The sequence below is a fragment of the Ruegeria sp. BE3 genome, assembly GCF_056538865.1.
In genome coordinates this window covers 56,500-67,510 of the sequence record NZ_JBQFTW010000014.1, presented here as the reverse complement: position 1 = coordinate 67,510, position 11,011 = coordinate 56,500, and the positions used below count along the sequence as shown (strand labels likewise).

The 11,011-nt window shown below is 55.1% G+C and carries 7 protein-coding genes; 1 reads left to right on the top strand and 6 read right to left on the bottom strand.

The window, feature by feature from the left end; all coding sequences use genetic code 11:
• Positions 1 to 243: 243 nt before the first annotated feature.
• The 3 genes from ACR0AZ_RS20225 to ACR0AZ_RS20215 form a co-directional block, all read right to left on the bottom strand.
• Complete coding sequence (locus tag ACR0AZ_RS20225; RefSeq protein WP_480468873.1) at positions 244 to 2,139, bottom strand: adenylate/guanylate cyclase domain-containing protein; 1,896 nt, start codon at positions 2,137 to 2,139, stop codon at positions 244 to 246.
• 252 nt (positions 2,140 to 2,391) lie between these two features.
• On the bottom strand, positions 2,392 to 4,584 hold the full coding sequence (locus tag ACR0AZ_RS20220) for a tetratricopeptide repeat protein (RefSeq protein WP_480561583.1): 2,193 nt from the start codon (positions 4,582 to 4,584) through the stop codon (positions 2,392 to 2,394).
• A gap of 242 nt (positions 4,585 to 4,826) precedes the next feature.
• Positions 4,827 to 5,813: an aldo/keto reductase gene (locus ACR0AZ_RS20215; RefSeq protein WP_480668137.1), complete on the bottom strand. Its 987-nt coding sequence runs from the start codon at positions 5,811 to 5,813 to the stop codon at positions 4,827 to 4,829.
• 81 nt (positions 5,814 to 5,894) lie between these two features.
• Here ACR0AZ_RS20215 and ACR0AZ_RS20210 point away from each other — a divergent pair, with 81 nt between their 5' ends.
• Complete coding sequence (locus ACR0AZ_RS20210) at positions 5,895 to 6,722, top strand: LysR family transcriptional regulator (RefSeq protein ID WP_480468870.1); 828 nt, start codon at positions 5,895 to 5,897, stop codon at positions 6,720 to 6,722.
• A 17-nt stretch (positions 6,723 to 6,739) separates the two neighbouring features.
• Here ACR0AZ_RS20210 and ACR0AZ_RS20205 read toward each other — a convergent pair whose 3' ends face one another.
• From ACR0AZ_RS20205 to ACR0AZ_RS20195, 3 genes are all read right to left on the bottom strand, one after another.
• Entirely contained in the window at positions 6,740 to 8,107 is a 1,368-nt protein-coding gene (locus tag ACR0AZ_RS20205; RefSeq protein WP_480468869.1) for a dipeptidase, read from the bottom strand.
• Positions 8,108 to 8,409: 302 nt separating this feature from the next.
• Positions 8,410 to 9,489: a Hint domain-containing protein gene (locus tag ACR0AZ_RS20200; RefSeq protein ID WP_480668136.1), complete on the bottom strand. Its 1,080-nt coding sequence runs from the start codon at positions 9,487 to 9,489 to the stop codon at positions 8,410 to 8,412.
• A 482-nt stretch (positions 9,490 to 9,971) separates the two neighbouring features.
• On the bottom strand, positions 9,972 to 10,367 hold the full coding sequence (locus ACR0AZ_RS20195) for a hypothetical protein (RefSeq protein ID WP_480668135.1): 396 nt from the start codon (positions 10,365 to 10,367) through the stop codon (positions 9,972 to 9,974).
• Positions 10,368 to 11,011: the final 644 nt, after the last annotated feature.

Below are 11,011 nucleotides of genomic sequence, written 5' to 3'. Positions count from 1 at the left end.
TCGGGGGCTTCGCAATACAACTCAACAGTTGCGAATGCCGAGGTTGCCGAGAAGAGTGCAAAGAGCATCAGCGCAGAAGTCCTGATCATGAGCATTTCCCTTCGTTCGCAATCCGGTCAAAATATATCTTAGGTTCACAGTTCTCAATAAGCGTGTCTCGTTGAGGTCGCGGATTATACCGTGATGCAAATCCACGCGATGCATAATAATCATTCAAGTTACAATTAGTCCGTATCAAAACCATCAATCAGCGCGCCGATCCGGCAATCCAGCAGCACGTAAATCGTCAATAAAGCCGTCAGGAACGCTTTTATCTAAGAACTTTCCGCTGAGACTGTGTCGTTGGTCCTCAATCGTATAGTTAGGCTGATTTTCCAGCAATTTGTCTATCGAGCCTTTGGCTTCCTCAAGCCGCCCCGATCGTACGTACAGTGCCGCCTGCGTACGGCGCGCCAAGTTAGGTATTTTCGTCATCCGGTCTATCGCTTCGAGACCAGCTTCATATTCACCGGTGAAATACAGCGCCCAGGCGAGGCTCCAAAGGTACCAATCTGGATGATGGGGGTTCAGACGGATCGCGGTTTGGAGTCTTTCAACAGCCTCGTTCGCGCGGCCAAGGTAAACCAGCGTTTCAACGGAACCCGCCAATACACCTGCCGAGTTGGGGTTAAGCGCGATGGCGCGGTCATACTCTTTTTCGGCTTGCTCAAGGTTATTGGCCTGCATGAACGTGTGAGCGAGAACCCAATGCGCCAAAGAACTGTCAGGATCGAGCTCAACAGCTTTGCGAGCCGCCGCGAAGGCAAGGTCGAGGGCTTGTTTTCGCGGTCGATCGGCACACCATCCCCAGCGATCACAGTTGATATGCACCCAGGCGAGGCTGAAATAGGCAACCGAATAGGCCGGATCCAGCTCGATAGCCTCTTCAGCCAACCGTTTGGCTTCTTGATTGCCTGCCGGTGTGAACTTCAACCGTTCCGCGCGGCTCAGATAAACAAGCTCATATGCCCCAGGGCTTTGAGTGGGTTGACGCAGCAATCGGTCGTATTCAGCGAGGTCGATATTCTGTTCCAGTGTCGCGACAATCGTTCGGGTGATTTCATCCTGCAGCGCAAAGATGTCCACCATGTCGCGATCATACGTATCAGTCCAAATCGCATTCCCGGCCGCCGCGTCTATGAGGGTCGCATTCACGCGAAGCTTGTCACCTGACTTTTGCTGACTGCCTTCCAATACATACCGCACGCCCAGTTCCTTGGCGATATCGCGAAGATCTGCCGACTTGTCTCTGTAGAAGAAGCTAGAGTTTCGGGCGATTACGAAAAACTCAGGAAAGCGGGAAAGTTTGGCAATGATCTCTTCACTGATCGCGTCGCTGAGGTAGCCCTTGTCGCTACCCTGGCTCAGGTCACTGAATGGCAACACGGCAATCGACGGCTTATCCGGCAGCGGACGTTCCATTTCTGCTATCTTCACCGGCTGAAAATCAGGTGCGTTGAAGCGCCACACGACTAGTCCGACAACAAGGATTAGAGCAACAAAGACAACACCAGCCGCCCGGGCAGCGGACGGAATTCGGTTTGGCTTAGTGATCTTGACAGAAGATACCAGCCGCGTCGCTTTTTCATTCAGCTCTACGTTAAAGACCGGTACAGCCAGTTCAATATTCTTGACCTTCACTCGGCCCAAATCTTCGAAGTCCAGATCCAGTTTTCCGCGAACCTGGCTAAAGACGTTGCGGTGAACACAAACTCCACCGGGTTGAGCAAGGCTTTCGATCCTTGCAGCAAGGTTTACACCGTCCCCGTAAATGTCCCCGCCCTCATCAATCACGTCTCCAACGTTGATTCCGATGCGGAACTCAATTCGGTCGCCAGCGGGAACACCAGAGTTCCTTTCGGGCATGCCGCACTGTATTTCGACTGCAAAACGAACCGCATCCACAACGCTGGTAAATTCCATCAACGCCCCGTCGCCCATCAGTTTGATGGTTCGCCCTCCGTATTGAATAGCCTTGGGGTCAATTAGTTCCGAACGATGCCTTTTGAGAGTTCTTAGTGTTCCCGCCTCGTCGTCTCTCATGAGGCGGGAATAGCCGACTACATCGATAGCAAGAATGACCGTGAGTCGACGTTTCACTAATGACTCCCCCTTAAGGAAGGTTAGGGAAGAACGATAAGAATTTCCACATGGTTCAATTATGTTCAAACTGATGAGCGCCCGGCTTGAAAACGCATTATCACGGCCCAGATCAGACCTTGGCCGGAGCCTTGGAATGCCGCGAGTGCAGCCCGCCTTGCGGACATTCGCGGCAAACGCAAAATAAGAAGCTGGATGAACTCACAGCAGTTCTATTTTGCACAGGACCATGCAACATATGCTTAGCGCCGTCTAGTCTACCCGGCGCCGGAATTCGGACTCGAATACACCGAAGGAATAGACATTTGCGACGTATTTGACTGCGTCAGTCGATTTTTCCCGATCGATGTAGACGTTGTTACACTCTTCGCGGTCGACATGGACCGCCTTCGTGCGATGGCAGTACTGACCGTCCCGGATCACCCAACGCGACGTGATTGGCTGGCCATCCATCCAGCCGAAAAACATAACGGTCACCCCCTTGGACGGGCGATCCTGCCGGTAGGGTGTACCGAAGGGGCCGGTGTCGACAATTTCCTCGTACTCATCCGAGAAGAGCGCGACCAATTCGTCATGCCTCAATCTGTCGGCTTCCCGTCCCTTCTCGAAATCAAATGGCGAGGCTGGCATTCCGGCGGCGGAAAGCGCTTCGGCCCACAACGCAAAGAGAGCCGGGTCCGAGTACCGTCCGAAGTAACCCTGTTGCCAAAGGAGGTTGTTCCAGACTGTTTCCTTCAAAAACAGGTCCATGAACTGTTTCCCGATCTCGATGTCTCCTTTCCGGGCATGTGCCGCCGCTGCCAATATGTACTGGTCGATCCGATCGCTTTCTTCGGGCGGTACACGATTCAGAAGCGCAAGCGCCAGGTCGGTTTCGTCCAGGAGAAAGCGATGAAAGGCGAGCTCTCGCATTTCCGAAGCATTGAGCCGGGGCGAAAGGTCTTGGTAGGCTGTGAATTCGGTGCGCGCTTCGTCATAAAGCCCGGCCGCGAGAAGAGCCTGGCCTAACACGTACCGCAGCCGGGGTTCATCAGGTTGCAGGAAGACGGCACCCCGGGCCTCGGTCAAGGCAGCATTCCATTGGCGTTTCTCGATTTTGATGCCGATCTGAATCCCGAGGGCATCTGGATGGGTGTCGTCGACGTCGAGGATATAGCGGACTGTCCGTTCCGCTTCCTTGAGCGCGTCGAGCGTATATCGGATGGTGTTATAGCTGCGGCTCCAGATGATGAAGTTTACGGTGGCATAACCTGCATGCGCGGCCAGAAATTCGGGATCCCGCTCGATCGCGTATTCGTAGAGAGGGAGAGATTGTTCCATCTCGAAGAAGTTCCCGCTGGCAAGGAACCTTTCGGCCTCGGCATAGGCCATGAACGCGCCGGTATCGGTTGTGGACGGCGCCCGCAACACGGCGCGTTCCGGCGCCGACAGGGGGCCTATGAGTTTGGCGGCGGCCCCTTGTTTGAGCCCGGCCAGAAAGTCGAAGACGTCTGCCGGCGCCCCGTGGGCGCTATCCTCCCAGATCACCGCGCCGTCGTCGCCGAAATCTCGGAGGTTTACGGCCAGCTCAATCCGGTCGCCCGCCCGGCCCGCCGTTCCGCCGAGCACGTAGCGTATGCCGGTCTCTGGGTCGATCTCACCAGGCTCGGGCGCGATCCCCTTGTATCCTAGGGACACGGCATGGGGGACGGTTTGCAGACCCTCGAGCCGGGACAGCGAGGCGATGAAATCCTCGGTCGCGGCGTCGGCGATCTGTCGGTCCCCGGCCGTAGCAGCGGCAAACGGTACGATCAGCAGGCGGTCGCCCCCCGGCTGGGGCGGTGCCAACCAGAACCAGGCGAGATACCCTGTAGCAAGAAGCACCAAGGCAAACGCAAAAATCCCGAAGCGCATGTTCGGCTTGCGAGTGCGGTGGGCCGTGACGACGGTACCGGCATCTTCGGGGTTTGGAAGCACCGCAAAGGCAGTGATTGGATCTTGTATGTTCTTGACCTGTTGCGGGCCAAGATCCGCGAAGCCGAGATCGAGCTTACCGTGGACGTTCAGAAAGACCGGCTCTGATATGCAGATCCCTCCGGGGTCAGCGCAACCTTCCAGGCGGGACGCGATATTCACCCCGTCACCGAAGATATCGTCGCCATCATGCACGATCTCGCCGAGGTTGATACCGATCCGGTAGGCGATGCGGCGGTCTTCGGGGATGTCCATTTCGAAGTCGGGCATCTCGCGCTGCACCGCGACGGCCCATTCGACGGCGCTGACCACACTTGCGAACTCAAGCAGCGCACCGTCGCCCGTCGTCTTGACAATTCGCCCCCCGAAGCCCCGCACCGCGGGGTCAATCAGATCGGTACGGATCGCCTTTTGGCGCGCTAAGGTGCCAGCCTCGTCCAATTGAACGAGGCGGCTGTAGCCGACCATGTCAATCGCAACGATGGCCGCCAACCGGCGTTGAAGCACCTCCTGAACCAAACCGATCCCTCGCACCATAATTGAGGACAGTATAGGAAGTTCTCCGGAAGATGACGAGTTGGGTGCTTAAGGCCGGTGCTCGCAGTCACCAGTGCCTGCCCGAACAGTTTAGGGCGGCCCATTAGCTGCCGTTGATCGGTGGGCTTCGTCGCAGCGGCGAGCCCGTCAAAGGAGACATTCGCTGCGGGTGCAAAGCTTTGATACAGTTCTTAAAGTTACCGGGGGCGGTCTGGTTCGTTGGGGTTGCGTGTAATCAAGCTTTGTATTTCGCTCATTGCTTCAACCGGCAAGGCACCGAAGGTCAGTGCTGCTGAAATAACCTCAATTTGTTCTTCTGTCCGAGCGCCCGGAATCGGTACGTATGTTTCAGATTGGCCCCATATCCACCCAAGAGCCCCTTGCACAAGAGTTCGGTCATTTGAAGTCAGTAAATCCCGAACCGCATCAAGTTGTTGCATGAGATCCGGGTTTGCTTTGCCATCCTTGTAGTACTCCATCCAGCTTTCACCGGATGCGCGCACATCGTCCGGCGCCATGACGCTGTTCTGATCGTATTTGCCAGATAGCAACCCCATCGCAAGGGGTGAGCGGATTAGCGATAATAGCCCTTCCTCTTGGACAACTTGTTGCATCCGGGGCGCGTCGAAAAAGACGTTCAACACGTATTCCAATGCGCTGAATCCATCCCTGGATGAGGCTACCCGGGCGCTTTCGGAATGGTCGGTGCTCCAACCATAGGCACGCAACTTGCCGGCCTCTTTCAACCGGTCCAGTTCGTCAAACACTGCCTCGGCCCGGGAAACTGGCATATCGTTCACATGCAACAGCAAGAGATCAATCCGATCCCGTTCCAGCCGCGACAGGCACCCATCAACGGCAGGGCCAACTTGATCCGGGGTGAAAGGGTCAAACGAAATCTGCCTGCTTGCCTCATCGATCCCAACCCCGATCTTTGTGACAATCAGTGCATCGGGTCGCTGCTTTAGCGCTTTGGCCAACAAACGTTCCGAATGCCCCGCGCCATAGGCGGCGGCGGTGTCAAACAATGTGATCCCACCGTCCAGAGCGGCGTGGATCGTGCGAATGGAGGTTCCGTCGTCCGATCGAGTGTATCCCAGCGACTGTTCGCCCCAATACATCTTGCCGCCGATCGGCCAGCATCCCATGCCAAGGGGTGAGATTTCGGTTTCGAGAAAATTCATCTGTGGACCTCGTGACTGATCCTTCAGAAAAAAAGCCATCACAGTCTTTTCATCAACAACACAGAATGTAAGCTTTATTTCATGAATGAAAGCAACTTTGACTGGGACAACCTGCGGCTTTTCCTTGCGGTTGCCAGAGCAGGCGGGCTTGGGCCAGCGGCCGAACAGACCGGCAAGAGCGCACCCACACTGGGTCGGCGCATGATCGAGCTTGAGCGTAACCTCGGAACTGAGCTGTTTCACCGCAAACCGCGAGGGTATGACCTGACCGAAGACGGTCAAACGCTGTTGAAAAAGGTGGAAAGCATCGAGGCGCGCGTCATACCTGTCACTGACAGCAGCCTCGCCAGCGCACCACCTTTGGTCAAAATCTCGGCCGGGACATGGGTAACACGGGTTTTGATCGGCACAGTCGGAAAGCTTACCGGATCAATGCCGGTTCGGCTGCGCTTCATCTCGTCAGAAGAGGTGTTGAAGATCGGACACCGGGAGGCCGCGATCGGCATTCGAAACCACCGACCAGAAGAGATCAACCTGGCGGGTCGCAAGATCGGGCGCGTTCGGTTTGCGGTCTATGCCGCGGACGCAAGCGTTTTGACCTGGGCGCGGGTCATGTCCAATACACCTTCGGCAAAATGGTTGAAGGCGCATTCGCAAAAGGACGACGCCATCGAAGTGACGGCGCCGCAAAATGCGCTGGAGCTTGCAAATGCAGGGCTGGCCCGGGCAGTTCTGCCCACCTTCATCGGAAACACGCAGCCGGGTTTGAAACCAGTCTCACCCCTGATTGATGATCTGGAACATGATCAGTGGTTGGTCACACATCATGAAGACCGATTTCTTCCAGAGGTGCGGCATGTCATTGACCGCACCCATGCCGTGATGTCGGAAGCTTGTGAAAACGGGTGAACCGAGGCTGCAGATGCCTATTCACCCAACCGTTCCATCAACCTCGCATATGCTGTCTGGCCGCGCCGGAATGTTGGCAGACGGAAGAACTCGTCCGGGGCGTGTTGGTTTTCATCCTCATGTCCGAACGCAAACATGACCGCATGTAAACCCAGTTCGTCCAGCAAGGTCGACATCACAGGGATCGAGCCTCCAACGCGGGTTCTGTACGCGGGTTTGCCATAAACCTCTTCGAGGACCTGTCCCGCGATCGCGGTTGCGTTGTGTCCGGCCGGTACGAGGAAAGGGTCCGCACGACCGGGATTGCGAGATACCTGTGCCGTCACACCCGGCGGGCAATGAGCTTCGACATGGGCCGAGATCAGGTCAAAGACCTTTTCGGGATTTTGATTGGCGACCAGTCGGCAAGTGATTTTGGCCGAGGCCAACGCAGGCAAAACGGTCTTTGTGCCTTCCCCTTGCCAACCGCTGGTCAGCCCGTTGACCTCAAGTGTCGGACGTGCCCACAAATTTTCACGTGTCGTATACCCCGGTTCGCCCAACGTGGCCGGGGCTCCGGTCTGAGCCAGATAGGCCGCCTCATCCCAAGGCACTCGCGCAATTGCGGCGCGGTCTTCGTCCGTCAAATCGACGACATCGTCATAGAAGCCATCCACCGTGATCCGACCATCGGGCGATTTCATGCTGGCCAGCAACTGGGCCAAGGCCATTGCCGGGTTTGCGACGCCGCCGCCATGCATACCAGAGTGCAAGTCCGATTTCGCGCCCTGAACCGAGATCTCAAGCGAGGTGAGCCCTTTCAGACCCAGCACCAGTTGCGGTGTCTCGGTATCCCACTGGCTGCCATCGGCGGAAAAGATCATATCGGCCTGAAGCCGGTCGAGATTTGCCTCGATAAAGGGGGGAAGGTCGGGGGATCCGATTTCTTCCTGGCCTTCAAAGAAAAACCGGACGTTGACAGGCAGCTTCCCAGTCTCCGCCAGCAAAGCCTCGGCCGCTAGGATCGGGATAAACATGGCGCCCTTGTCGTCGGTCGCCCCACGCCCATAGATCCGATCCCCACGGATCGTCGGCTCGAACGGAGGTGAGGACCAGAGCTCGAAAGGTTCGGCAGGTTGCACGTCAAAATGGCCATAGATCAGGATTGTAGGTGCTTCCGGTCCGGCGTGCAGCCAATCAGCGCAGACCACCGGATGTCCTGCTGTCTCCATCATCTGAACGTTTTCCATTCCCGCCGTGACCAACCGATCAACCACCCACTGCCCGGCCTTTCGAACATCGCCCGCGTTTTCGGGTTTGGCTGAAACCGATGGAATACGGATGAAGTCGCATAGCTCTTCGACAAAGCGCGATTGGTGTATGTCGAGATATTCGGTCCAGCTCATTCCATGCCCTCTCTGATGCTGGCACTTAACTTACGAAACTGCACGTGGCTCGCAAGCCTGCGGAACACAACCAATTACCTGCAAAAATCAAACACGGTCGAGCGATACTCGGCTCATTCCTGCCGTTGGCTGCCAGTTGGTGACGCTGCGACACCGCCCGCCGAAGCTGTCGTTCGCTGTGGGAACAAACCGACACAACATGCTGCATTAGCATCGCACATCGGTAATGCTCTCAGAAAGGCATCAAGGTAAGGATATTGCGAGACATTGGAAGCTGAACTATCCTGCGAGAACCTCTGCTTCTAGAATGCGTGGTAGCCGGAAAGAAGCGATTTTTCATTCTTGATGTGACGTGCGATCAATTGCTTTTGCAGCTTCGCGGATGGGATTGGGCGTGCGGGTTTCGGGGCGTATTCGAATTCGGCAAGTTCAGGAAAGATGCTCAGGATTTCTGAACGTGCCTCCGTACTGATAGCCTTGAGCACCTCGGGTCCGGTAAACAGGCTTTCCGACGGTGCGCCCTCGGCATAGATCACCTCGTGTTGATCAAAAAGAAGGTGAAAATACTCGACGCTATCCACATCTTGATCGACGAAAATACCGGGCAGAGCAGTTAAATTGACCGCAGGCACCAAAACCTCGGAAATCCCAAACATACGCTCGACAATCTTTGAAGACACCAACATCCGGTGCTGTCGAGACACAACAAGATCACGTCGGGGCAAGCCGTTACCCAAGGCTCCAGCACTGATACGAACCGGACGCAACTTGGGGTTTGCAACTAGTCCCGAAGCAGAAATTCCGCGACGAAACACGCGCAGCAGCGTAGCAAAACCGGCTCCCTTATTCGTGGGATCAAAAACTTCGACCTGATCGCCGGCTTTTAGATCCTCGACTACCTTTTGACCGTCTCTTAAGCGAACATTCGTTCCGCCGACGAAACACGGAACAAAGTCGGGAACAGGCAAATTCACGATTGGGCTCGCAAACGCTCCTTCACCCAGCGCCGTGATCGTAAGCAATGTGTCGAGGGGTGGGATATCTCCTATGAAGCCGATGAAGAACCCTTGTTCGGCTCCGCCGCCGAACGCATTGTTGCCGCTGGAATCATAGTCGAAAACGCCAATCGTATAGGTGTTGGTGCCATCTGTGACTTCGTAATTATAATCCCAAGCAATTGCATTCCCCAGATAGGTTTGCGTGATGTCATCGGGGACCTCATTGGTTACTCCATCTCCCTCGATGATGTTAGGGTCAACGCCATCAGTGATGGTGATCGTACTGTATGAGGAGATCTGAAATGTGGTACCAACACCGCCGAATTGGGCCTGAGCCGTGGTCAGCGTCGTATCCGTCCGAAATGCACCGAAGATATTTGCCATAACCCTTGTTCAGGCCAGTTCTTCGCCGCGATTACCTAAGCAGCTTGAACCCACCCGCCTGACCTCAATTTGCTGTCTGCACATTTCCGCGCGAAGACATCTATAGTGTAACGGTTTGCGCAACATTTGCGAATTATTCAATTTTTAGCCTGCTCTCTATTCGCAATCAACATCCGTGCGTGTTCGTCGTTATCCAGCGGCTGTATTTCTCAGCCAGTCTGAAAACGCTGAGCTATCAGGAAGATCAGAGGCCCGTCAGATCAAGCCGAACTTGAGTACTGAGGGCGGGTAATCGCCAGAGACCTCTGCACACGCCCCAACAATTTGACACCAAGCGGCAACGGGGCTTTGCACAACTCTTTCAAGCGCGCAAGGAATTGCGGTGCCTTCGAAAGCGGTCCATTTCAGCCATTTGAACAAAACAAAATTTGAGATGACTGCTTCCGCCGAGTGACCTCCGTGCACTACGCAAAATTGGACGGTTAAGACCCTTCGCAAACCAGCGGGAAGGCACCGATATCTGGTATCGTGAGCGTGCCCACGGTGACGGAATCATCACCTTCAACGGCTGTTATCAATCGAACCGAGGCAACGATCCGGCTGTACTCGGGATCGGCGAAGTCGATTACGGTATGCATATCGACATCGGCCCCCTGCGCCACGATGATTGGTATCGCGCCTTCGACCTCTGATAGGCTCCAGTGTTTGCCGTCTGCGTGTATGGTCGCACTCACGACTGCGAGACCAGGGACAGTTCCCAATCCGACACCAACAACTGTGCCCGATCCATCAGGGGCTTCGCAATACAACTCAACAGTTGCGAATGCCGAGGTTGCCGAGAGGAGCGCAAAGAGCCCTGGTGCAATAGTCCTGATCATGAACATTCCCTTTTGTTCGCAATCCAGTCAAAATATATCTTAGGTTCAATGTTCTCAACAAGCATGTCTCAAAGCGGGTCAAAGGCACGGAAACGCTGGCATGCGCAGACCACTACGTTGCCCCAAATCATTGGCATCGCCCGGCTGGAACTTGACTGATTCCGATAAGAGTTTGCACAACCGAGCGGACATTCAACTTCTGCGCAGCAACCGAAGCATAAATGTCCCAGACTAAGATGTGGTCGGCCCGTTGCAGACATTCGGCGCGTATCCGAAGTTTTGTGCTAAGAGCGCTCTGCAGAAATTCGAGTGGGCGCGAATTCTGAAACCGTTTGGCATTCATGCAGACAGATGGATGTTATTTGAACAATTCTATCTTTCCACGGGATCCAAGTAGGGAGCTACAGTCGATCGGTTTTTTCAGAGCATGGATGTGATCAATTTGCATCATTCAACAGACCGCTCAGAAATTCGTTAATATATCATTAATCGGAACATCAAAAAGCCATCATTTTTTTGCTGCTAACAAATACGCGGAGGTTTCCGCGCAAAAAAAGTTGCGGTGGTTTCCAGACCACTCTTAAGGGGTGAACAAGATGTTTCGAGTAAGCGGTTTGAACCGCAAAGCGCGCCGTCGTGCAGCA

Bases quoted from the DNA above. Each gene is read 5' to 3' on its own strand.
- ACR0AZ_RS20215 (WP_480668137.1), bottom strand. From the start codon at position 5,813: ATGAATTTTCTCGAAACCGAAATCTCACCCCTTGGCATGGGATGCTGG.
- ACR0AZ_RS20210 (WP_480468870.1), top strand. From the start codon at position 5,895: ATGAATGAAAGCAACTTTGACTGGGACAACCTGCGGCTTTTCCTTGCG.
- ACR0AZ_RS20205 (WP_480468869.1), bottom strand. From the start codon at position 8,107: ATGAGCTGGACCGAATATCTCGACATACACCAATCGCGCTTTGTCGAA.
- ACR0AZ_RS20200 (WP_480668136.1), bottom strand. From the start codon at position 9,489: ATGGCAAATATCTTCGGTGCATTTCGGACGGATACGACGCTGACCACG.
- ACR0AZ_RS20195 (WP_480668135.1), bottom strand. From the start codon at position 10,367: ATGATCAGGACTATTGCACCAGGGCTCTTTGCGCTCCTCTCGGCAACC.